This window comes from Candidatus Bathyarchaeota archaeon, assembly GCA_029882535.1.
Taxonomy (GTDB): domain Archaea; phylum Thermoproteota; class Bathyarchaeia; order Bathyarchaeales; family SOJC01; genus JAOUKM01.
Window position 1 is genome coordinate 1 of the sequence record JAOUKM010000017.1, and the last position, 22,488, is coordinate 22,488.

The 22,488-nt window shown below is 43.0% G+C and carries 22 protein-coding genes; 11 read left to right on the plus strand and 11 right to left on the minus strand.

What is annotated here, in order from left to right:
* Positions 1–135: 135 nt before the first annotated feature.
* Together OEX01_05595 and OEX01_05600 are read right to left on the minus strand one after the other, a co-directional pair.
* Positions 136–1,356, minus strand: a complete 1,221-nt coding sequence (locus OEX01_05595; protein ID MDH5448460.1) for an MFS transporter — start codon at positions 1,354–1,356, stop codon at positions 136–138.
* A gap of 192 nt (positions 1,357–1,548) precedes the next feature.
* Positions 1,549–2,625: an inositol-3-phosphate synthase gene (locus tag OEX01_05600; GenBank protein ID MDH5448461.1), complete on the minus strand. Its 1,077-nt coding sequence runs from the start codon at positions 2,623–2,625 to the stop codon at positions 1,549–1,551.
* A gap of 205 nt (positions 2,626–2,830) precedes the next feature.
* On the opposite strand from OEX01_05600, the gene OEX01_05605 reads away from it, so the two are divergent.
* The gene (locus OEX01_05605; protein ID MDH5448462.1) at positions 2,831–4,030 is read left to right on the plus strand and encodes a reductive dehalogenase; all 1,200 of its coding nucleotides are present in this window, start codon (positions 2,831–2,833) and stop codon (positions 4,028–4,030) included.
* 157 nt (positions 4,031–4,187) lie between these two features.
* Here the strand turns inward: OEX01_05605 and OEX01_05610 are convergent, their stop codons facing one another.
* The 7 genes from OEX01_05610 to OEX01_05640 form a co-directional block, all read right to left on the minus strand.
* Positions 4,188–4,439 carry a C-GCAxxG-C-C family protein gene (locus tag OEX01_05610; GenBank protein MDH5448463.1) on the minus strand — a complete coding sequence of 84 codons (252 nt, stop codon included), beginning with the start codon at positions 4,437–4,439 and terminating at the stop codon, positions 4,188–4,190.
* 248 nt (positions 4,440–4,687) lie between these two features.
* Entirely contained in the window at positions 4,688–5,221 is a 534-nt protein-coding gene (locus tag OEX01_05615) for a hypothetical protein (protein MDH5448464.1), read from the minus strand.
* 159 nt (positions 5,222–5,380) lie between these two features.
* A complete protein-coding gene (locus OEX01_05620; GenBank protein MDH5448465.1) occupies positions 5,381–5,632 on the minus strand; it encodes a hypothetical protein in 252 nt (83 codons plus the stop codon).
* A 213-nt stretch (positions 5,633–5,845) separates the two neighbouring features.
* Positions 5,846–6,907, minus strand: coding sequence for an ABC transporter ATP-binding protein (locus OEX01_05625; protein ID MDH5448466.1), 1,062 nt, complete (start codon positions 6,905–6,907; stop codon positions 5,846–5,848).
* Positions 6,904–7,671, minus strand: a complete 768-nt coding sequence (locus OEX01_05630) for an ABC transporter permease (protein ID MDH5448467.1) — start codon at positions 7,669–7,671, stop codon at positions 6,904–6,906. Before OEX01_05630 ends, OEX01_05625 begins: the two co-directional genes overlap by 4 nt.
* Before the next feature lie 29 nt (positions 7,672–7,700).
* Positions 7,701–8,693: a substrate-binding domain-containing protein gene (locus tag OEX01_05635; protein ID MDH5448468.1), complete on the minus strand. Its 993-nt coding sequence runs from the start codon at positions 8,691–8,693 to the stop codon at positions 7,701–7,703.
* Between the two features lie 181 nt (positions 8,694–8,874).
* Positions 8,875–9,312, minus strand: coding sequence for an Lrp/AsnC family transcriptional regulator (locus tag OEX01_05640; GenBank protein ID MDH5448469.1), 438 nt, complete (start codon positions 9,310–9,312; stop codon positions 8,875–8,877).
* 138 nt (positions 9,313–9,450) lie between these two features.
* Between OEX01_05640 and glnA the strand changes: the two genes are divergently transcribed.
* The 8 genes from glnA to OEX01_05680 all read left to right on the plus strand — a co-directional run bounded on the left by glnA (position 9,451) and on the right by OEX01_05680 (position 18,835).
* Positions 9,451–10,824: a type I glutamate--ammonia ligase gene (gene glnA, locus OEX01_05645; GenBank protein MDH5448470.1), complete on the plus strand. Its 1,374-nt coding sequence runs from the start codon at positions 9,451–9,453 to the stop codon at positions 10,822–10,824.
* Between the two features lie 58 nt (positions 10,825–10,882).
* Positions 10,883–12,433 (plus strand): glutamine-hydrolyzing GMP synthase, encoded by a 1,551-nt coding sequence (guaA, locus tag OEX01_05650; GenBank protein MDH5448471.1) that lies wholly within the window; start codon positions 10,883–10,885, stop codon positions 12,431–12,433.
* A gap of 45 nt (positions 12,434–12,478) precedes the next feature.
* A complete protein-coding gene (locus OEX01_05655; GenBank protein ID MDH5448472.1) occupies positions 12,479–13,132 on the plus strand; it encodes an HD domain-containing protein in 654 nt (217 codons plus the stop codon).
* Between the two features lie 215 nt (positions 13,133–13,347).
* Complete coding sequence (locus OEX01_05660) at positions 13,348–13,710, plus strand: hypothetical protein (protein ID MDH5448473.1); 363 nt, start codon at positions 13,348–13,350, stop codon at positions 13,708–13,710.
* A 217-nt stretch (positions 13,711–13,927) separates the two neighbouring features.
* On the plus strand, positions 13,928–15,052 hold the full coding sequence (locus OEX01_05665; GenBank protein MDH5448474.1) for an NDP-sugar synthase: 1,125 nt from the start codon (positions 13,928–13,930) through the stop codon (positions 15,050–15,052).
* 15 nt (positions 15,053–15,067) lie between these two features.
* A complete protein-coding gene (gene glmM, locus OEX01_05670) occupies positions 15,068–16,435 on the plus strand; it encodes a phosphoglucosamine mutase (protein MDH5448475.1) in 1,368 nt (455 codons plus the stop codon).
* 79 nt (positions 16,436–16,514) lie between these two features.
* Positions 16,515–17,876: a nucleotide sugar dehydrogenase gene (locus tag OEX01_05675; protein MDH5448476.1), complete on the plus strand. Its 1,362-nt coding sequence runs from the start codon at positions 16,515–16,517 to the stop codon at positions 17,874–17,876.
* On the plus strand, positions 17,873–18,835 hold the full coding sequence (locus OEX01_05680; protein MDH5448477.1) for a Gfo/Idh/MocA family oxidoreductase: 963 nt from the start codon (positions 17,873–17,875) through the stop codon (positions 18,833–18,835). Before OEX01_05675 ends, OEX01_05680 begins: the two co-directional genes overlap by 4 nt.
* A gap of 1 nt (position 18,836) precedes the next feature.
* Here the strand turns inward: OEX01_05680 and OEX01_05685 are convergent, their stop codons facing one another.
* Positions 18,837–19,127: a Trm112 family protein gene (locus OEX01_05685; protein MDH5448478.1), complete on the minus strand. Its 291-nt coding sequence runs from the start codon at positions 19,125–19,127 to the stop codon at positions 18,837–18,839.
* Between the two features lie 110 nt (positions 19,128–19,237).
* Here OEX01_05685 and OEX01_05690 point away from each other — a divergent pair, with 110 nt between their 5' ends.
* Together OEX01_05690 and OEX01_05695 are read left to right on the plus strand one after the other, a co-directional pair.
* Entirely contained in the window at positions 19,238–19,564 is a 327-nt protein-coding gene (locus OEX01_05690) for a dUTP diphosphatase (GenBank protein MDH5448479.1), read from the plus strand.
* A gap of 135 nt (positions 19,565–19,699) precedes the next feature.
* On the plus strand, positions 19,700–21,604 hold the full coding sequence (locus OEX01_05695; protein ID MDH5448480.1) for a hypothetical protein: 1,905 nt from the start codon (positions 19,700–19,702) through the stop codon (positions 21,602–21,604).
* Here the strand turns inward: OEX01_05695 and OEX01_05700 are convergent.
* Positions 21,601–22,392: a lipoate--protein ligase family protein gene (locus OEX01_05700; protein ID MDH5448481.1), complete on the minus strand. Its 792-nt coding sequence runs from the start codon at positions 22,390–22,392 to the stop codon at positions 21,601–21,603. The genes OEX01_05695 and OEX01_05700 overlap by 4 nt on opposite strands.
* Positions 22,393–22,488: the final 96 nt, after the last annotated feature.

Genomic DNA, 22,488 nt, shown 5'->3' on the forward strand with positions numbered 1-22,488 from the left:
AAATAGTGCCCCTTGAAAAGGCTGCGCAATTGTTTGAAGAGTTTCTCCGTCAAGAAAACTAGTTTCCACCTATTTTCCTAATTTCTTCTTCATTTTGCACATATAATTTGATTATATTGAGGTTGTGTCTTCAGCTTATGTACTGGCAATTTTCGCTTCCGCTTTTCTGAAGAATATGAAATACAGCGAACTTGCTATGAAATAGGTAACTGTCGTGAAGAGGAAGGGCGTGTAAAAGTCGCTTCCTGTCATCATTTCTCCCGAAATAGAAGCAGTTACCGCGCGTGGAATATTGTCCGCCATAACCATCAAACCGTTTGTTGTGCCACGTTCTCCCTCTGTTACCGATTCCATCTGCAATGTGGAGTTTATAGGTCCTGCCATGTTCATTAAGGCGGTACGGCTTATGTAGGCGGTTGAAGCCAAGGCCAAGTTTGGTGAGAGAGTTATAAGCATGATGAAAGGCATGGATAGGTATTGACATATGACTATGCTTTTCACTTTACCCCATTTACTTGAAAGTGCTGGCGCAACAAGGGTGCCTACGCCTAGTGTAACATTGCTTAAGGCAGAGATTATGCCTATCTGTTCTGTTGTGGCAGAAAATTTTAGACTGAAGAATAAGGTGAAAAGAGGCACTATGAACCCCGCTCCAAAGCCTATGAGAGCTGTGGGTATCATAAATTTGAGTATTGTCCAGTGACTTTGAATGTTTCGAAGGCTCATGAGTTCGCCTATATTTTGCCTTTGCAGCATTTTGCTCTCCTTTATCAGCAATATCGGAACCACGGCAGCTAGGGATAGAGCAACCGAAATTACTAAGGAGATGCGATACCCAACGGCTACCCCTTCTGCGCCCGTGTTCAAGTTCAGTAAACCGTTGAACAGATCTGGTAGAATACCTCCGACGTAGCTGCCTATGACCCCCATAATTATCATTAAACTCCAGTTAATGCTGAAAAGATATGTGCGTTCCTCTTGCTTACTGTTCTCCATCATGAAAGGCGATGAGGCTACCCATCCCAGAGTACCTATTAAACCTGAAGCAAGGCTGGCGAAGAGAAGAATTGATGGCTGTAGAGCAACAATTTGGACAAAGCTAATGAGGTTAGCCGTTAAACCGACAAGCAGTGCTTTCTTAGGACCTATACGTTCACAAATCAAGCCCGCAGGTAACGCTACAAAACCAGTGGCTATAGCTCCAACAGTGAACATATTACTTATAAAATCGGGTTGAAAACCCACCTCGCTTAGGTTAAGATACAAGTAAAATATGACCCCCCAAATTCCAAAACTTAAACCTTGAAGGATAGTTGCCACTAGGTAAAGCTTAGCGTTACGACTAAGCATTCTCATACGCTGAATATATTGTCGAATCCCAGAAAGAAGCGACAATGGGCATCAACCAAAGCCTAAAGACTCGATAGCATCCACATAAAGAAATAAATACTTTACGTGCTCTATAGCCTCACACGCGTCCCATCATAAGCAAACTTCAAACCAGGAGTTTTCTTCTTATATGTCATCCTCTCCTGATATGGCAAACCTCTATCGTTCTCGCTTTCCTTTGATGAAGTCTTCTACCCACTGTCTTGCCAAACTGTCTGGAACCTGCACTGGTGGATGCTTAAATGCATACGATGAAATGCTAATCAGAGGTCCTGCGATTCCTCTGTCTTTCGCCAGTTTCACTGCTCTTATAACGTCTATGCTTACTCCCGCACTATTAGGCGAGTCCTCAACCTCCAACTTTGCCCTCACCGTAACCGGCTGATCACCAAACTTCCGCCCCTTAATATACAAGTAGCATATCTTCTTATCCTCGAGAAAAGGAACATAATCAGAAGGCCCAATGCGCGTCGGCACTTCGTAAGGCACAAGACTCGTAACCGCCTCAGTTTTACTAATCCGCTTCGTCTTCAACCTGTCCTCAACCGTCATGTTCAAAAAATCAGTATTCCCACCCAAGTTAAGCTGATAAGTCTCCTCAATCTTAATCCCACGGTCAACACACAACCTCACCAAACTCCGATGCAAAATCGTAGCTCCCAACTGGCTCTTAATATCATCACCTGCAACAGGCAAACCCGCATCCTCAAACCGCCCCGCCCAAGCCACATCAGAAGCCACAAACTCCGGAATACAATTAACCAAAGCACATTTAGCTTTAAGACAAGCTTGAGCATAACGCAGCGTCGCCTCATGGCTCCCCACCGGAAGAAAATTAACTAATATATCCGCCCCAGTCTCAGTAAGAACTTGCGCAACGTCAGAAGCCTCCACTTTCGCATCATCATAAGCATAGAAAGGCATCTTCATGTGAGGCGCTACTCCATCAAGGGTAGGCCCCGGCAACACCTTGACCCCCAACCGTGGAACGCCAGCGAATTTCGCACAAACATTTGGCTCAGCCCATATCGCATCAGCCAAGTCTCTACCAATCTTCTGCCTGTTAACCTCGAAAGCAGCTACAAACTTTATACTCTGAACGTGGTAGCCTCCGAAGTTAACATGCATCAAGCCAGGCACTCTAGTATCTTCTTTAGCGTTTTTGTAGTATTCAACGCCTTGAATGAGGGCTGAAGCACAGTTCCCTACACCTGCTATTGCCACTCTAATTTCCATAGTTTCTTCCTCGACAAGATTAATGATTCATGTGAAATTGACACGACATTTCGTAATCCACAGAAAGATATAGATATTTCGCATGCAACACGGTAAAGTCTAGTATAATAGGAGAAGACTCGTATGTTCGAAGATTTCTTGGCGACGGAGAATCTTCTTTCCAGAAGGTAAGATAAACAAATTCTACAATATCCAACCTGAGCTCATGCAGGACATAGTGAACAGTTGGGATGCGCTCAAAGCGAGAAAGGCACACTATGATGTAATAAGCGACATCAACAAGTCTCTTATCTTGGAGGACCATGCTATGGCTTCGCTCGACACAAAAGCCTCAAAACAGAAGAGTAATAGCCCGAAAGTTTCTGTACGAACCGTTGAAAGACCCCCCTACGTTGTTGACTGCTCTAAACTTCAACGTTTCAGTCAGAAGAACATAATTTTTGAGAGAGTTATGTGGGACTCGTCATGGGAAGGCTATAGGAAAGAGTACGACGAAAAAGTTCTTGATATAATTACTCAAGGAAAATCTGGCTACTCGCGGGTAGACTTTGCCTTGGCTTATGCCTCTTGGATAGTGCATGACTCTTTCGAAGGAGCATTTTCACGGATCAAGATCAAAACATACAAAACGCCTGTGGACACTGTTGGAATTGACTGGACAAAAACAAAGCATGAGGTTGTTAACCCGCAAAAAATGAGTGGTTATGTCAAGCGGGCAGCAAAGCTTTTCGGCGCCTCGCTCGTTGGGGTTTGCAAACTCAACAGAGATTGGGTCTACGCTGACATTGACATTCCGAAAAAATTTGAAAACGTTATTGTCATGGCAGTTGAGATGGACGCAGATGGAATTGCAACTTCTCCTGCCGTTCCCGCGGCAGCTACTACAGGAGTGGGATATTCGAAAATGGCTTTCATACTTGCGTGCATGGGCGAGTTTATTCGGAATCTGGGATACGAAGCAATTCAATGTGGGAACGATACTGCTTTAAGCATTCCACTTGCGATTGATGCTGGACTTGGGGAGCTGGGTCGCAATGGCTTGTTGATAACGCCCCAATACGGCCCGAGAGTTAGACTCTGCAAGGTTTTCACAGATCTTCCGCTGGAACCAGACAAACCTGTAGAGTTTGGAGTAAGAGAGTTCTGCAGAAAATGTAAGTTATGCGCTGAACAATGCGAGACAGGTGCAATTTCGGTGGATGATGAACCTAACTTTGAAACAGCATGCCAATCGAATAATCCGGGAGCATTGAAATGGTATGTCAACGTTGAGCAATGTTACCTTTTCTGGTGCGAAAACGGTACAGACTGCTCGGTATGCATAAAAATTTGTCCGTATAACGTCGTATCGGCAGGAAAAGTCAATGTTTCCCCAAAGGAATTTTGGCAATCAAAAGAATGTTGACGCATGTGACTAAAAATTACCAGACAAACTGCTAAACAGGTTTACAATCTTTAATTATACACAAGAATGTTTGTACGACTTTTCTTAAAAGAGGTGTACATGAATTCTCCTTAACATTCCCCTCCCTGAATTTTCTTATTCCTTCTAGTTCAGATAGCTAACATTCTGTAATTCGACTATAATATATAGAACCAAATTCGTCAACAATTTTTTTGAGAAATTCGAACACTGCGCGTTGAGTATGTATAAAATGTTGTCTTGGATTTTCTCTTCCATATTTTTGACTTAGCGCCATGATAGCAACGTTTATTGCCCCACAAACACTACCAGTTCTTGCGACTCCACCGTCGTAAGCTGACACAGTTTTAGGGGTTACATTCATTTTATGATAGTCGGGAAATATCGCCATGTATTAGGGCTCAGCGCAATTTCAACATTCAATATTGAAATAATGTAGGGCTTTCTTCACTATCGTTTATTTTTGTTTTATTGTCCGATATAGAGATAGGATAAGTAATTAACAGATTCAAATGGGCATCCAGAGTAGCGGCACATGGAAATTCGGGTCCGACATTTAAAGAATATTGAAGCTATAGGAAATTGAAATGCGTGAATGCTTATCAAACACATGTCACAGGTTAGTTTGCTAGTACAGGTTTATCCTATTGCTAGTATGCCTTCGAAAATCTTCTCTTCCCCTACTCCTAACTCTCTAGCCAACCACAATTTCAGCAACTTCGCATCTTTCGGCAAATCACCACTGTAAGTCAAGACTCGTCCATCCTTCAAAGCGTCAGCTTGAAAGCCTTTCTCAGTCTCTCTGAATAGGAAGGACACGGTGTCCGCGCCTTTTGCCAAAGTTTTGAAATCGTCCCACTGTTTACATCGAACAATTACAGGTGGACCCTTGAGGGATGCAGGTATGGTTGGCAGTGCTGCTGCTGCTGCAGGGTGTTGGCGGGGAGAAGAAAGAATATCTATCAAACCAGTAATCTCAGTTTGAAGAGTGGAGAGACGATCTTCAACCTTTTCAATCTTGTCAGCCATTTCGCCAGTTTTGCCCACAGACGACGTTATGTTGCCAAGCTCGCCAATTAAGCGGTCAAGGTCTTTCTCATGCTCTCTAAGAACGCTGATTATAAAGTCCAAAGCTTCTAAGGCTTCGTCTTTTGAAGGAGATTTTTTTACCATTGGGCTCAGTTTTCTCCCCCGCAAATGTCTTCAAGAAGTATTAATGGTGTGCATCGTAGATAAACGTAGTGCATCAAGAAACAATATCCCAGTGAATGCCCAACTATTCGTATTGTGAATACAAAGCCTAGTAGAACTGTATCGTTTGCAAATGTTGTACTAGTATACAGATAGAAGAACGCCGTCTGGCTTGTTCCGCATAGTATACAATGCTGAGGCTAGGGCGAAGATGATGTCGTCGTAGCTGTTAGCGAGATGAGTGATTTTTCGTTTTGCTCTGATTGTTTTTCCGTTGGTGATCTTAGCGTAGTGGACCCTTAGGTTTTTGAGTTGTAGGAGTTGTTTTAGGTGTTTAGGGTGTTGCTGTAGGGTTGGGGCGGCTTCATCGTTTGTTGGAAGGGGAGGGCGCATATGGAAAAACCAATTCAATAGGGAGAAAGGAGAAGGCTTTGAGAAGAAATTCTTCTTCTACTACCATATGCGTTTCCCCTATCCTTCAACCTCTACCGTCGTAAGACATACGATACAATACTAATATAAAAACCTTACCACACAACAAAACAAACAAACAACTCTATTTGAAGCCTAACAGAATAGTCTACCCACTCCGCCAAACACAAACGATTAAACTAGCTGCACCGAAGAAGCCTTAAAAGTAAGAAAAACCCGCGAACCCACATTCAGCCCCAACTCAACAAAAGACCGCCGAGTAACCTGCACAACAAACTCCGCTCCAGCATCGACCCTCAACCTCACCAAAGAACCACGCCCAGACACTCCCACAACCCGTCCTACAAAAACATTCCTAGCACTCGACTCAAACCTATCCCTCGAAACAATAATATCCTCAGGCCTCACAAAAACAGTAACCCTACCCCTCTCCTGCAAAGCACTCTCAATTACCACTTCCCCATCCAACCTTATACAAGAAATACCCTCACCTGAAACTTCCGAAACACCCGAAAAAATGTTCTCAAGCCTAGAAAACTTCGCCAAATTCCTTGACCTTCCCCAAAGTAATTCGTCAACGGTACCCATCTCAACAATTCTACCATCTAGAAGCAAGGCAGCCTTTCCAGCAGTCCGCTCAGCCTGAAAAACATTATGAGTCGCTATCAAAATGGTGGTGTCTCTTTGCCGATTAGCCATTCTGATGACCTCTTCAATAACAGAAACACTCCTCGGATCAAGATTTGCCGTTGGCTCGTCTAAGAGAAGTAGAGGGGTGTTAAGCGCCAATGCCCTAGCCAACGAAATCCTCTGCTGTTCTCCTCCAGAAAGCTTCTTCGCCAGTCGATTCTCGTAGCCCTCAAGTTTCACCATCTCTAGCGCATTCCTTACATCTTCTTCAATCTGCACTTTAGGCATCTCCCTTAACCTCAAACCATAAGCAACATTGTCGTAAACAGACGAACTGAACAACGTTGTTCTCTGAAAAACCAAAGTAGTGCTCAGCTTAACTCTATCCCTGTTCCTGCTTTCCACTCTCTCGCCATGGATATACACATTTCCACTATCAGGTCTTTCGATGCAAGCAAGAATCTTTAGCAAAGTAGTTTTTCCAGAGCCATTAGGACCAACTAGAGTGAATATTTCGCCTTTTCGAACTTTCAACGTCACGTCATCAAGAGCTTTAATCTTTCCATAATTCTTCGAAATATGCTCCAATTCGGCTAAGACACTCATTTTAACCGCCTCTGTGCCAAATTTGTAAGGAGGCTTATTGACAAGACAATAGTGAGCAATATTATCGCCAGTGCTATACTCACTGCAATGTTTCCACGCGTAGTTTCTAAGGCAATTGTAGCAGTTAAAACTCTTGTTCGTCCACGAAGGTTTTGCCCAATCATTAAAACAACTCCTAACTCGGCAATCGCTCTATTGAAACCAGCTACAACAGCTAATACAACTCCCGAAGTCGATTCTTTCAGAACCATAAAGGACGCTTCAGTTTCCGAAGCACCTAACGTCTTTGCTAAATCTTTTATGTCAGGGTCAACCGCTTCTACGGCGCTTGTTATGAAACTTATTATAATAGGGGTAATCAGAATAGCTTGCCCTATGGAGACTCCTAAAGGATTTAAGAACAGATTCAGGGAGCCAAGAGGCCCAGAGCTTGAAAACAGGAGATACAGAATCAAGCCGAGAGCAACTGTAGGTATTCCTAGTAGCGCGTTGAACAGACCTTTTATGAAACGTTTTCCCACAAAGCTGCTAAGACCCAGCGCAACTCCTATTGGAACACACCACAAAATCGACAAGACGGTAGCGGTTCCTGAGATGTAGATGGACCGTAAAGTTATGCTAAGGATTTCAGGGTCACTTGAAGCTATAAGCCGAATGGCCTCTCCAAAACCTTCAGTAAACTCTTCTACCAAAAATACGAGCACTAAGAAGATAGTTAAGAAAAAGACTATAATCAGAATAGGAATAGCATCTGCCTTTCTCATGATTTGTCAGCCCATGGAGTCAGTTAATTTCAGCTGTAAAGTTCAAGATGCCCATTTCTGTATTTAGGCGGACACTCTGAATCATCAAAGAAGGCGTAGTCTTTGATCATCTGTACTATTGTTGGATCTGTGTTGTTTTTTAGGAGATTTACTGCTGGATGGAACAGGCTTTGTCTATATTTGTTTATCCCATATTCTTCGATTAGTTGTTGTCCCTCTTCGGATGTTAAGTATTTTAAAAACGTGATTGCCCCTTCGAAGTTTGCTTGTGAATGAAATGTTTGTTTCACAACGATTGCACTGTAAACGTTAAGCAGTTGTTGCCCTTGAATTACGAGTTCAGTAAGGTTAGGTACTAAGTTTGGGTCAGCGTTGCTGTACGCGAGGAATGTTCCAATGTCAGCAAAAGTGTAGGCGTACATTTGGTTTGCTGTTTTTAGAGTGTTTCCCATACCAGAACCAGTTTCTATGAACCAGCTTGTTTCGTCTCTTATTTCTGTCCAGTTAAAACCAGCCTCCGTCCACAGAGCTTTTTCCTTTGAATGAGTCCCGGAATTGTCTCCTCTTGAAATCCACAATGCTGCAGAGTTTCTTCCAGCAGAAACAATTTTTGAAAATGCTTCAATTGGGAGTAGGCTACTAATTCCAGCAGGGTCTGTTTCAGGACCTACTATTTCGAAGAAGTTGTATGCGATGATTTTTCTGTTGACGCCGTAGCCGCCTTCGAGGAATGTAAGTTCGCTTGAAGGTGAGTGTACCAGTATCATGTCTGCGTCTCCTCGTTGGGCGAATTGGATGGCTATGCCTGTTCCGACTGAAACGAAGTAGACGTCGATGTTGTGTTTTGCTTCGAATTGGATTTCCACTTCGTCCAGTAGTCCTGTGTCGAAGAGGCTGGTGGTTGTGGCTACGACTAGTGTTTGTCTTGTTGTCATGTTATAGTATAGGGTGGTGCTTCCAACTGAGGCTACTGAGGCTATGGCTGCAACTATTATGACTGTTCCCCATGTGCCAAGGTTCATTTTTTCGTCACCATTATGTTTGTCTGTACATATCGCTTTTATAGCCTTAAATGCATATCGCTCTTTTAAAGGAGCCAACCGAATTATTGGAGTTCCTTAAACGTTCTGTTCGTGTTTTACGCATAGGCTAGTCTAGGCCGGAGAGGTTGTATAAACGTGCAAACCTCTCACGCAGAAGGATTTAGATCATGTTCAAGTTTTCCTTTACTGTTGTCAGGACCAAATGTGTATTTGTTCGTTCAACTAGTGGCAACGAAAGCAAACGTTTAGTAAAAGCACTCAATTCTTCTCGATTATAAAATTTGGCAATAACGAAAGCATCAGTTTGCCCGGTTACGTCATAAACACAGCAAATGTTAGGCCATTTAGCAATTTCTCTCTCCATCTCCAGAAGCTTACCCTTTGCCACTACAACCTCAGTTACAACAGTCAATTCATAACCAAGTTTCTCATGATCTAAAATCGCAGAATATCCCTTAATTACTCCTCCCCTCTCCATTCTCTTTATTCTTCCCAGAACTGTCCCCACAGAGACGCCGAGTCGCCTTGCAATTTGCCGACTTGAAAGTCTTGCATCCGCCAACAACAACTCCAATATTCTGACATCTGTCTCATCCATCACATGTGCACCTCTCAGAATTTCCACAAATACACAACGCAATAGGTTCTTTATAAGACATTTGTATAGAAAAGCTCTGAAAAGGGTTAAATTCTTGCAGGAAATAAAAGCTTTGTTAAACAGGTGGAGCAGAACTCTATGACTTTCAAGGAAGATGTGAAAGAGTGTGTTGAAAATCTGAGAAAACACAAAACGCAATACGTCATCCTCCACTTCATAGATATACAAGGAAACTTCAGAGGAAGAACAATTTCAGCTACTGAAATAGAAAACGCCCTTTCCAACGGTGTCGGATTCGATGGCTCAAGCATCTACGGATTTGCTTCTATAGAAAAAAGCGACATGGTAATGCAGCCAGACCCAGCAACCCTCGCCATGCTACCACACTACATATACAACCACAACGTTGCCACGACAATATGCAAAATCAAATGGCCTAACGGCAGTCCGCACACTGGCGATTCTCGATATATGCTTCAAAAATACGCTCAAAAACTGCAAGAAAAAGGCTACACTCCAACTGCAGCAGCAGAGCTTGAATTCTATCTAGTTAAGACCCATGACGGCATCGTAGAACCCGTTGAAAACCACATTAAGGAAAACCCACGCTACTTCGACATTCTCCCCGGCCGAGATTTAACAGAGCAATACCGCATGGACCTCTGTGATGCACTATCAGAAATGGGACTTAAGGTTGAGCGACAGCAGCATGAGGTTGGCTCGGCCCAAAACGAAATAACTTTCAAATACGCAGGCCCAGTTGCCACCGCAGACAACATCTTGAAACACAAATATGTGTCAAAAGCTATCGCCCACAAAAAATATGGTTGGACAGCGACATACATGCCAAAACCTTGGATAGGTAAGGCTGGCAACGGCATGCATGTTCATCTTAGCTTGTTCAGCAAGAACAAAAACTTGTTCTATGATGAGGATGGCTATGCAAAAACCAGCCAAATGTGTAGATACTTCACAGGTGGACTACTAACCCATGCAGAGGCGTTAGCTGCAATCGTTGCACCAACTGTTAACAGCTATAAACGATTGTTGCCAGGATACGAAGCACCTGTATATCTGGCTTGGAGCAGAAGCAATCGTTCTGCACTCGTCCGTATACCAGAAGACTTTCAAAGTAAAGAAAACGAAGTGCGAATAGAGTTCAGGTGTCCAGACCCACTTTGTAACCCTTATCTAGCTTACCTAGTCTTGTTTAAAGCCGGGATGGACGGAGTAAAGCGGAAAATTGACCCAGGCGACCCTGTTGAAGCAAACACATATCATTTAACAGAAGCTGAACGCAAAAAACTGGGTATAGAAAAACTACCCGCCTCATTAAAGGAGGCATTAGAGACATGGGAAAGCGATGACATATGCATGCAAGCCTTGGGGAAAGAAAACGCGCAAACCTACGCTGAGCTGAAGTTGAGAGAATGGAAAGAATACGAAAACCACATGTCAGAAGAAACTGCAGAAATTACACCATGGGAGATTGAAAAATACCTTTTCGCATAAAACCGTAACAGTAAAGTAACTAAGCCTTTCCTCACTACCATAAATAATCAAGATAGGAATTGACATGAGAGTTGACACAGTCTTAGTCTTAGACTTCGGCGGTCAATACTGCCACTTAATAGCAAGACGAATAAGAGAAAACAATGTTTACTCAGAAATAGTTTCCCCCGATATCTCGCCTGCTGAAATAGAAAATTGGCAAAAAAAAGTCAACGCTAAAGGTCTTGTCTTATCTGGCGGTCCCCAGAGCGTTTTTGAACCGCATGCCCTCAAAATTGACCCAAAAATCCTCGATTTGAATCTGCCAGTTTTGGCACTGTGCTATGGGCATCAACTAATAGCCCACATCACAGGAGGATCAGTCAAGCCTGCAGAGAAAAGAGAATTCGGCATCGCCTACGCAACAATAGACAAACCTGTCGGCATGTTGAAAGGTTTAAGCAATCAAGAAAAGGTTTGGATGAGCCACAGCGACACGGTTTATGGTCTCCCAAACGAATATGAACCCTTAGCTCATACCGAGAACTGCCCAGTTGCTGCCTTCCGCCACAAGAAAAGCCCCATTTACGGGTTGCAGTGGCACCCTGAGGTAGTTCACACAGAAAACGGAGAGAAAATGCTGAAGAACTTTCTCTTTGAAGTATGTCAGTGCCAGCCAAACTGGACAATGGAAGACTTTATAGGAAAAGCTATAGACGAGACAAGAAAATTGATAGGCGATAGTAGAGTAATAGTGGCGTTAAGTGGTGGCATAGACTCTAGCACCGCAACAGCTCTAGCCGCCAAAGCCATAGGCAAAAACTTGACAGCCGTATTCGTAGATCATGGTTTTATGCGTGAAAACGAACCAGAATTTGTCAAGACCACGTTCCAAAAATTTGATATACACTTTATAGCCGTTGATGCTCGACAGAGATTTTTACAAAAACTCCAAGGCGTAATCGACCCGGAGCAGAAACGTAGGATTATTGGCGAAGAGTTTGTTCGCGTTTTCGAGGAAGAAGCGAGAAAGGTTGACGCAGAGTACCTTTTGCAGGGAACAATCTACCCAGACAGAATTGAATCAGGGTTTCGGAAATTCTCAGACAAGATAAAGACTCATCACAACGTTGCAGGGTTGCCGACGAAAATGGAGTTCAAAACAGTTGTCGAGCCCTTAAGAGATTTATATAAAGATGAGGTGCGGAAAGTTGCCAGAAAGTTGGGATTGCTAGATGAAATTGTTAAGAGGCAACCTTTTCCAGGACCTGGCTTGGCTGTGAGAATAATAGGCGAGGTCACAGAAGACAAGCTGAACATTGTAAGAAAGGCGGACAGGATAGTTACCGAAGAAATTGAAGATGCTGGTTTAGCGGATGAGTTGTGGCAGTATTTTGCGGTTTTTGTAGATACCAAAAGCACGGGGGTTAAAGGAGATTCTAGAGCGTATGGCTGCATGGTGGCGGTGCGGATTGTTGAAAGTAGAGAAGCCATGACCGCTAGTTTTGCAAAGATTCCACACGAGGTTCTTGAAAGGATTTCCTCTAGGATAACGAATGAGATACCTAAAGTGACCAGAGTGGTCTATGACGTTACCCACAAGCCACCCGCAACGATAGAATGGGAATAAAAAACCTAATCTGCCAGTTCACCTCACAACAGGAGTAGTGAAGAAATGAGGCTTAACGATTATCTGTCAAAGTTTGCTGAATTGAAAGCGTTATATGAAATTGTGAGAAACGACTTCTCCAATAGAGGACTTGTGCATCATAACTGGAACCACATACTTCGTGATCTCGCCAGAGGTGTAATCATAGGTGAAACAGAAGGAGCCAACATGAAAGTTGTTCTAGCAAGCGTGTTACTACATGACATCGGTAGACTCTATTCTGCGAAGGGAAAAGATCACCATGCCTCGGGTGTAGAAGTTGCGACAAAATATCTCAAAAACTCTGGTTTCACGAAAAGAGGAACTGAAGAGATAATACATTGCATACGTTCTCATGGACAAAGAGGATTAGAGGAACCAAAAACTCTTGAAGCCAACGTAGTTTATGATGTGAATGTACTCTCTTGTGCGTGTAGAAACGTTGGAGTTGCTCGGGTGTTCCATTACTTCATAGCCGAAGAGAAATTTACAATAAAAAAGATGATGAAAATAGGCAGCGGGAGAAAAGGTCCACGAAAGAATTTCTACACAGAGACTGGGCGAAAACTCGGTGAAGAAGGCTTTGCAAAGGCAGCTAAGTTCTGGAGAGAACTGGATGAAGAATTGAAGGAAGAGGAACAGAGCATTAAAGAGATTATTCCGGAATACAAAGGAGATTAACGAACAAAGTCATTCATTAGGTAAGCTAAGATGTTTGTCTGAGTTTTTATATAGTGGTTTTAACTATTAATTTTGCGTCGTCCTGTTGGGGGCGATTTGAATGAAATCCTTACAGTCAATGTAATGAAGTTTGCTTGGGCTTTTTAGGCTCACTGCATAGAGCATTTCCTTGAGAGAGATTTTTAAATAGTTTCTTTAGGGGGTGATATTGAACGATGAGAATTCGTAATATGCAAGTAAAAGACGTAGATGAGGTTGCGGAGATGGTGGCTCTAGACCATGTTACTGACCAAGAGAAAGGTTACATAGAAGCCAGACAACACACGTTAGATCATCTAGAAATCGTGCCTCAACATTGCTACGTAGTTGAACCCGACAACAAACAAATCATCGCAGCTATGATACTGCACCCACAGGACAAAATCTTCGAAATCGAAGATTTCCATGTAAAACAAATACAACAAAACAAACAAGCTCTAGAACTACTGAAATCTAAGCTGTTGGAATACTTGGAAACAGTTGAAACCGAGGTTCTGTGCTGTCCTTATGCCCTAAGAAGGCTCATAGCAACAGACTAGTATACATGAATTCTCGTGAAAGAGCTTTGACGATTAACCTTCAACCTTTTCTTTACCTAAGACGTGAGAGTTAACTGATTCTAGGAGTCAACTGGCACATGTAAAGGAACGGAATTAAAAGCAACGGATTAAGTATGTTGATGAGTCTAATGTTTTGACAAAGTTTTTAGTTAAGTATTACAGAATCTAAATCTCTATTCGGAGAACGAAGAGAACATTGAAAGCTTTAATCTTGGCAGGGGGCTTCGGAACAAGACTACGTCCCCTAAGCTGCACAAGACCAAAACTCCTCTTTCCAATAGCCAACAAACCACTCCTCGACATAACGCTTGAAAGACTAGCAGAAAACGGCGTAAATGAAGCAGTACTAGCTGTCAACTTTATGGCAGATGCCCTTGAACGGGCCTGCGGAAAGTCAAAACATGGAATAAAGCTCCACTACTCCAGAGACGCCCCAACAAAACCTAAAACCGCCCACCTGTCTCAAGGGGCATTAGGAACCGGAGGACCCATAAAACAGGCTGAAAAGCTACTGGGAAGAAAAGCGCCTTTCTTCGTGTTGAACGGCGACATCCTAACTGATTCTAATTACTCAGAAATCATGAAAGAACACAAAAAAAACAACGGTATAGCAACCATAGCACTCCGCAGAGTTGAAGACCCAAGCCATTACGGAGTAGTAAAACTAACAAAGAAGAATCGAATTACAAGATTTGTAGAAAAACCGTCCAAGAAAGCGCCAAGCAACCTAGCAAACGCGGGCATCTATGTCCTAGAGCCAAGCATCTTAAATTATATTCCCGTAGGTAAACGATGCTCCATAGAGCGGGAAATATTTCCAAAGCTTGCGAAGGAGGGAGAGCTTTTCGGTCACGAGATTAAAGGCTTGTGGGTTGACGTCGGAAAGCCAGCAGACTACATTAAAGCCAACAGGCTTTGGCTTGAAGCAGGAATGGAAACGAGCAGCAATTCTGCGAAAGCGAAAAAGGGAAAGAAAACAGAAATCAAGGAAGCAGTGGCAATTGGAGAAGGCGTTTCTATTGGTGAAAAATCAATTATAGGCCCAAACGTCTCTCTTGGAAAAAAGGTTTCTGTAGGAAAAGAAGTTCACATAAAAGATTCGATAATTTTCCCTCACACTATAATCTCAGACCTTACAACTATCGAGGGAGTAATAATAGGTGAATCTGTCATTGTTGGAAGAAAGGTGAAAATTGGAAAAGGATGCTTAATAGGGGACAACACCGTAATTCGAGACAATATAACCCTCACTCACGACGTCAAGATCTGCCCCTCGAAAGAAATCTCCGAAAACATACTTACACCTAGATGCGTAATGTAAAAGAGAAGAATAGAAATGGAAAAGCCAAGACGACTGTTCGGAACAAACGGCATCCGCGGAGTAGTTAACAAAGAGTTAACGCCCGAGTTTGCAATAAAAATTGCGGAAGCCATAGGCACCTTCTTCAAACAAGGCAAAATCCTCTTAGGATACGACGGCAGAATCAGCAACATCATGCTCGCAAACGCTGTCACAAGTGGGCTGATTTCAACAGGATGTGACGTCTATGACGCCGGAATGGCCCCCACGCCCTGCATTCAATATGCAGTTAAAAATCACCAGATTAGGGGCGGTGTCATGATTACCGCCTCCCACAATCCACCAGAATATAATGGAATAAAGGTGATGGCGGAAGACGGCGTAGAAATCTCAAGACAGCAAGAGGTTAAAATCGAAAGTCTGTTCTTTGAAAACAAGGTGAATCATGTTAACTGGCGTAGAGTTGGGCAGAGACACGTTTTACTTAGAGTCTTGGACGAATACAAGGAAGCTGTAAAAAAGCATGCTGATGCAGCTACTATAGGGAAAAAGCATTACCATGTTGTGGTGGACGCTGCCAATGGCGTAGGCGGCTTAGTAACTCCATACCTGCTTAGAGAACTAGGATGCCGGGTCACCACAATAAACGCAAACATCGACGGAGCATTCCCCAATAGACCACCAGAACCCATACCTGAAAACCTACAAGACCTTGCAATAACAGTGAAGGCAGTTGGAGCGGACTTCGGAGTAGCTTTCGACGGCGACGCAGACCGCTCCATCTTCGTAGACGAAAAAGGGGAAATACAATGGGGAGACCGCACCTTCGCCCTCATAGAAAAAGACTTCCTACAAACAAACCGCGGAGAAACAATTGTTACACCGGTAAGCTCTTCACAGGTGGTCAAGGATGTTGCAGAAAAATATGGTGGCAAGCTGGTTTGGGTCAAAGTCGGCAGCACCATCGTTTCATACACTATGAAGAAGCTGAAAGCAAAGCTTGGAGGAGAAGAAAACGGAGGCGTATTTTATGGTCCTCATCAACCAGTGCGAGACGCTGCAATGACCACTGCGCTAATCTTGAACATAATGGCGAAGACTGGCAGAAAACTTTCCCAATTACTGAACGAATTACCCCGTTACCATCTTGAAAAAGACAGGATGGAATGTCCAAATGAACAGAAAACGCTGGTGCTGAAAAAACTGGTTGTAAAGGTCAAGCACTTGAACCCTGAAACAATTGATGGCGTAAAATTGTGGTTTCCAGACAAAAGCTCTATTCTTATAAGACCAAGCGGAACCGAACCCGTATACCGATTTTACGCCGAAGCAGAAAAAAGACAAAAAGCGTCCAAACTAGTTAAAGAATATAAGCGAAAACTGCAACAAATCATAAACCCCTAAAATTCAGATAAGACTTCAGACCTACAAACGTTACTGCACAGATAAATACCTCGTATAAGTGAAAAAAATGCCCAGCGTAATGAACGTTCAAGAAGAAGACATCGACAGCTTCGAAAAATGCAGAAACTACACAGTCAGCATTATTGAATGTGGCAATATTGGTATTCCTCATGCTTGTCTTTTTGCAGACGCGGGATTCAAAGTAGTAGGTGTAAACGCAAATCCGCACATACTTAAATCGCTAAAGAAGGGGCAATCTCCTTTTTTTAAAGAGAGAACCTATCGAACGTTAGAAAAATATATGAAAGAAGGCGTCTTCACAGCATCTTCGGATGCTAGAAAAGCAGCATCTGAAAGCGACATCATCGTTATCGCTACCCAAATAGCAGTTGACGGAAAGAAAAAACCAGACTATTCACTTTTAGAAAAGACGTGTAAAGAGGTAGGTATAGGCCTAAAAAAAGGCTCTCTAGTTCTTTTTGTCAGCGCAACAGGGCCCGGGACTGTCGAAGGCTCTATGTGTGAGATTTTCGAAAAAACATCTGGGCTAAAGGCTGGCTTAGATTTTAGTTTAGCGTCTAGTCCCATTAAAGCAAACTCGCAGAAAAGATTGAGCAAACTTTCTAACTCCTTAAGAGTCGTGGGCGCCATTGATGAACCAAGCCTAAGAACAGCAAGCCTAGTGTTAAACAGAATTTCTAAGTCGGAGATTCTGAAAGTCAGCAGTATAAAAACCGCTGAAGCAGTAAATCTTTTCCAAAACGTGTACAGCGAGACCAATCTAGCTTTGGCAAATGAACTTGCCTTCCTCTGTGAAAAACTTAAAATAGACTTTCTTGAAATCTTGAAAGTTGCCAACAAAGACGCTGCATTTTATTTGCCATTGCCCGGCATAACAGATGGTGCGGTTCGAAGAGATTTTTATCTGCTTCTAGAAGAGGCTGAAAACGTAAACTTGAACCCTCGTTTGATGCTTTTAGCTGGAAAGATAAATGACGAAGTTGTGGATTACGCGTTTCGCTTGGTTAAGGATGCGCTGAAGGTTTGTGGTAAGACGGTGAGGAGAGCAAAAGTTTCGGTTTTAGGGATTTCTCGACGCCCAAACGTAAAAGAACGGCCTAGAGCTTTGATTAAGAACATTATTAATCTTCTAAAAAAGAAGGTGAGGACAGTACAGGTTTACGACCCATTCTTTTCCCAGAAAGAGTTGACAGAGCTTGGCTTTAAAGGAGAAAAATTGTCAAAGGCAGTTGAAGGAACGGACTGCATAATTGTTCTAGCAGGGCATTCGAAATTCGAACGATTGAACTTGAAAAAAATTAAGTTCTTGGCGAAAAAGTCGCCTGCAATAGTAGACCTTGGTCACGTAATAGACCCAGTTAAGGCAGAGGAATATGGGTTTGTATATCGTGGCTTAGGCAGGGGAGTTTGGACAAAATGAGTAAGCTTGGTGTGGCAGTTATAGGCGTTGGGTTCTGGGGTAAAAACCACGTGAGAGTATTCAGTGAACTCTCGGAGACAGAACTTGTGGCGGTTTGCGACGTAAACATAGAAAGAGCGAAAACCATTGCCGGACAATACGATGGTGTCGAAGCGTACAGTGACAGTCGAAAATTGCTGAAACGAAAAGATATTGAAGCAGTTAGCATCTGCACGTGGACGACAACCCACGCGGTTGAAGCCATGAGAGCGTTAAAAGCTGGAAAAAATGCGCTGGTTGAAAAGCCGTTAGCCAGCACAATCAGAGAAGCAAGGAAAATCGTGGATTTCGCAAAACAAGAGAACATGCATTTGATGGTGGGGTTCATAGAGAGATTCAATCCAGGCGTCCAGCGAGCTAAAGACATATTGAAAAAAGGGGAAATCGGCGAGCTCGTCTCAGCTACCGCAAAACGGGTTTCACAATGGCCTGAAAGAATCGGTGACGTAGGAGTTGTAAAAGACTACGCAATCCACGAGATAGATGTTATGCGAAAGATCTTTGAAGATGACCCAACAACGGTTTACGCAAGAGTTGGAAATCTGAAGCACACAAAATTTGAAGACTATGCCCAAATAATGCTTACTTTTAAGCGTGGGAAAACGGCTTTTATTGAAGCAAACTGGCTAACACCCGATAAGATTAGGAATTTAACGCTTACGGGTAGCGGTGCTATTATGTCGCTGGATTATCTGAAGCAAGAGATAACTGTGGAAACTTCAGAGAAAACGTTGAAGCCGCGGTACGAGTGGAGAGAACCGTTAAAGTTGGAGTTGCAACACTTTGCGAAAAGCATACTTAGAAATGAGGAACCAGAGGTCACGGGTGTCGATGGGTTAAAGGCTTTAGTGATCGCTGAAGCAGCCATAAAATCTTCTGAAAAAGGCAGTGCCATAAAGCTGAAGTTTGACAAAACGTGACTTAGCCTTTCTTTTTGGCTTTTGCTTCCAAGTTAAACGGTTTGCCTTCAGAAACGATTTTCTTGGGAATTTTGCCTTTCCACTTCTTCAAGAAGGGGAGTTCGTCTTTTTCGTCGCGAAGTTCGTCTGGCAACATTTCAGGAATCTCATCGCGAATGGGATACCAACGCAGACATTTTGGACAGATGATTAATCCTTCAACGATTTCTTCTTTCTCCTCAAAAACGTGAAGCTCAAGGGGGTAGTATTTGTCGATGGGGCAAGCCAGAATATCCATCAGCTTTTTCTTCATCTAAAATGGCTCCTTCTAGTAAACATTTTTGTTGCAGGTTCACTTAAAAGACTTGCGCAGAAATTTTTTATGCCCTCTTAAACGACTTTTCAGCGTGTGAGAAGTTAGATTTGGAACTTAAACAAATTTTCGAAATTCAAAAAAGTTTTGATAGACAGGTGGACTGGAATAGCTTCGAAAAGTGCGAAACTCCAGAAGAAATCGTGGCTTTCATGGAACACTTTACTCTTGTAATGGTTGACGAGTTAGGGGAGATTTCTAGGGTTAGGAAAAAGTTTCTAAGAGACAAACAACCTCTTGACGTTGCTACCTTAAAGAAGGAGCTCGTCGACATTTTCGTTTTCGTCATGCAAGGCTCAATGGCTCTAAAAATGAACCTAGAAGACGAGTACGCACAAATAATGAGACGAAACGAAGAAAGATTTCTTAAAAGGTGAACATAAGACCATAAAGAGTTAGATTGAAAGTTCCCCTGGAAATATAATAGTGACCCCATCGTTTCAATAGCCGCAGAAGTTTTTCTTCATAAGAGTTTTTACTGAGAGCATCCTTAGACATCTATTAGAAGCAAGATGCTATTCCTATGGAACGTAAGCTTCACGGATGCAAATCGTGAAATTAAGCTTGAGTTTTACGACTCTTCTAGCAAAGAAATCCAAAGTTTCACAACCAGCCAGTATAAACCCTACTTCTTGACGACCCATCCTCTGTCAAAAGACGAAGAAGAAGCAGTAGCAAGCGTTCAGGGCGAAGTGGAACTTGTTAAAAAACGAAACCTATTCACTGATGAAGTGGTGCAGCTTGCAAAAGTCAAAGCTTGGACTCCGTCATTCCTTAAAAAAATACAAGGACAGTTTAGGAATGTCTGGAAAAGCGAAATCGAGTACGGCCGAAGCTACATTTACGATAACGGCTTAGTTTTTGGCGCCCCTTACACTCAACACGGCAGCAACTTTGTAGCTGTTAAAGATGCGCCGCAAGGCTTGAAACAACAATTTGACAAAGCTTTTGCTCAAGAGAGGAAGACAACCCCGCAAAAATACGCGCAGATCAAAGAATGGTTCAACCTTTGCCATCAGCCAGTCCCAGAAATTGACCTAGACTTGTTGGGCGGCAAAGAAAAACAGGAAAATGCTACAGAACAAATCTATCTCGCCTTTTTGCTTGCGAGAATAGCTAACATCCCTGTTCCAGAAGCCCACGCTAGTCGAAGAGTGAGCGACTGGATAAAATCCATGATCTACACTTATCTGAACAAAAACAACATCCTCATTCCAACATCAACAGAGCTGCGAAGAGGACAAAAAACCCACAGGGTTCCAGGCGCCCTCACAATCGAGCCAGAAGCAGGAGTATACTTCAACACGGTTGTCTGCGACTTCGAAAGCCTCTATCCAAGCTGCATAGACAGTTACAACCTCTCCTACGAAACAGTAGACTGCCCGCACGAAGAATGCAAAACCAACAAGATTTCTGAAATAGAACATCACATTTGCACGAAACGAAAAGGCTTCTACTCCCTACTAATAGGGGCACTGAAAGACCTAAGAATCCGCTGGTTTAAACCTCTATCTAACAATGCTTCTCTCTCCGAGGAAGAAAGACACTTGGCAAAAGCAGCATCAAAACTACTCAAGCTGATAAGCGTTTCCAGCTACGGCGTAACCGTCCGCATCCACGGAGTTGCATGCCCACCCCTCGCAGAATCTATGACTGGCTACGGTCGGTGGGCACTGCAGACCACGTGGAAAATCGCAAAAGAGAACGGAATGCACCCAACCTATGGCGACACCGACTCCGTTTTCTTAGACAACCCCAAACCATCGCAAGTGCAAACCCTAATCGACACTATCAAGAAACAATTGAACCTCGATCTAGCCATAGAAAAACAATACGCAATCTGCGTATTGCCAAAGGCCAAAAAAGCATATTTCGGCATAACAAAAGACGGCACTCCAGACTTGAAAGGCTTAACAGCAATAAAATCTAACGCACCAAAGTTCATTCAACAGATTTTCCGCGACTGCGTCAAAGTGCTTAGCTACGTGAGAAACATGGAACAGTATGTTTTAGCTAAAAAGGAAATTGTTGCTGTTGTTCATGAGGGTATAAAGAAACTGCGGGAACATGAGGTGAACCTTGAAGACCTTGTTTATTCGGTGCAACTTTATTATGATCCAAATGAAAGAGTAGGCAAAACAAAGATTATGCCTCAGCCTTATCAGTGCGCTTTGCAGCAGATTGACGCTGGCGAAAAGCTGGGTCGCCGAGACATTGTTCATTTCATAAAGGTTAAGCCCTTCAACTACAAAGGCAGAACCTTCACGGTGAAACCAGTTAGTCATGTGAAGAGTTTGGCTGAGATTAATGTGGAGGATTACGTTCGTAACTTAACAACCGCTCTTGAACAAACCTTCGAATCAATGGATGTAAAATTGGAAAAAGACATGAAGCTAACTGACTGGTTTGGGGCTTAAAGGCTGGCTTTGCCTTCAAAATTCCATTCGCGAGTCGCAAATTTTTGTTCTTTCAGCCTTTGCGCAAGATTTAACTCATAACTCGTTAAGCTTTCTTCTACAAATTGGATGCCAAGAGCTTTCTCAAATCCTACAGTCAAGGCTTCATAAGCTCGATCAATTGATACACAGGTGTCTAACTCATCTGCGATCGACGTAATCTTTCTCGCAGCGATGCTTATCAGGTCTACAGAAGGGGTTTTCCAAGGAACTTTGAGGAATGTGAACATTTTCTCCAAGTCAACATTCATCAAAAGTGTGCCGTGTTGAAGAATTACGCCTCTCTTGTGAGCCTGAGCGCTTCCTGAAAACTTTCGCTCTTTAACGGTCACGTTAGGGCACTGTCTAATTTTGCCCTTGTTGTATTCGGCGTCTACACCGAGAATGTGAGCAGCTTCAATCAGCCCGTTGCAAATGTACCTGTAAGCCTCTGCAACGTCATCTGTTCCTAAATCCTCCTGTTTCACGACAACATTATAAGTGATTTCGTCTTCCGAGTCATGATAAACCGCGCCTCCGCCAGATATACGCCTAACCACATCTAAGCCGTGGATTCGGCAGTTTCCCAAGTTAACCTCGTTGAAAATGTTTTGGAAACGCCCGATAGACACAGCTGAGGGATGCCAACGGAAAAACCGTAAAGTGTTGGGTACTTTTTCTTCAATTCTCGCTCGCAATATAGCCTCGTCAACTGCCATGTTAGCGAAAGCGTTACGTGTTTCAGGTTTTAGCAGGCGCCAGAGATACATCTTTGCTCAGCCTTTTTGAATATTCGAATGAATACTCATTAATAACATAGTTTTATTAGCTTTGCAGTAAATCTTCTAAGGAAGCCTTGCAAAGAA

Coding starts and splice junctions, on each gene's coding strand:
- OEX01_05605 (MDH5448462.1), top strand. CDS start 2,831: ATGCAGGACATAGTGAACAGTTGGGATGCGCTCAAAGCGAGAAAGGCA.
- OEX01_05625 (MDH5448466.1), bottom strand. CDS start 6,907: ATGAGTGTCTTAGCCGAATTGGAGCATATTTCGAAGAATTATGGAAAG.
- OEX01_05695 (MDH5448480.1), top strand. CDS start 19,700: ATGCTATTCCTATGGAACGTAAGCTTCACGGATGCAAATCGTGAAATT.
- OEX01_05615 (MDH5448464.1), bottom strand. CDS start 5,221: ATGGTAAAAAAATCTCCTTCAAAAGACGAAGCCTTAGAAGCTTTGGAC.
- OEX01_05635 (MDH5448468.1), bottom strand. CDS start 8,693: ATGAACCTTGGCACATGGGGAACAGTCATAATAGTTGCAGCCATAGCC.
- OEX01_05675 (MDH5448476.1), top strand. CDS start 16,515: ATGAACGTTCAAGAAGAAGACATCGACAGCTTCGAAAAATGCAGAAAC.
- OEX01_05630 (MDH5448467.1), bottom strand. CDS start 7,671: ATGAGAAAGGCAGATGCTATTCCTATTCTGATTATAGTCTTTTTCTTA.
- OEX01_05685 (MDH5448478.1), bottom strand. CDS start 19,127: ATGAAGAAAAAGCTGATGGATATTCTGGCTTGCCCCATCGACAAATAC.
- OEX01_05700 (MDH5448481.1), bottom strand. CDS start 22,392: ATGTATCTCTGGCGCCTGCTAAAACCTGAAACACGTAACGCTTTCGCT.
- OEX01_05610 (MDH5448463.1), bottom strand. CDS start 4,439: ATGGCGATATTTCCCGACTATCATAAAATGAATGTAACCCCTAAAACT.
- glnA (MDH5448470.1), top strand. CDS start 9,451: ATGACTTTCAAGGAAGATGTGAAAGAGTGTGTTGAAAATCTGAGAAAA.
- OEX01_05680 (MDH5448477.1), top strand. CDS start 17,873: ATGAGTAAGCTTGGTGTGGCAGTTATAGGCGTTGGGTTCTGGGGTAAA.
- OEX01_05660 (MDH5448473.1), top strand. CDS start 13,348: ATGAGAATTCGTAATATGCAAGTAAAAGACGTAGATGAGGTTGCGGAG.
- OEX01_05640 (MDH5448469.1), bottom strand. CDS start 9,312: ATGGATGAGACAGATGTCAGAATATTGGAGTTGTTGTTGGCGGATGCA.
- glmM (MDH5448475.1), top strand. CDS start 15,068: ATGGAAAAGCCAAGACGACTGTTCGGAACAAACGGCATCCGCGGAGTA.
- OEX01_05595 (MDH5448460.1), bottom strand. CDS start 1,356: ATGAGAATGCTTAGTCGTAACGCTAAGCTTTACCTAGTGGCAACTATC.
- OEX01_05600 (MDH5448461.1), bottom strand. CDS start 2,625: ATGGAAATTAGAGTGGCAATAGCAGGTGTAGGGAACTGTGCTTCAGCC.
- OEX01_05655 (MDH5448472.1), top strand. CDS start 12,479: ATGAGGCTTAACGATTATCTGTCAAAGTTTGCTGAATTGAAAGCGTTA.
- OEX01_05620 (MDH5448465.1), bottom strand. CDS start 5,632: ATGCGCCCTCCCCTTCCAACAAACGATGAAGCCGCCCCAACCCTACAG.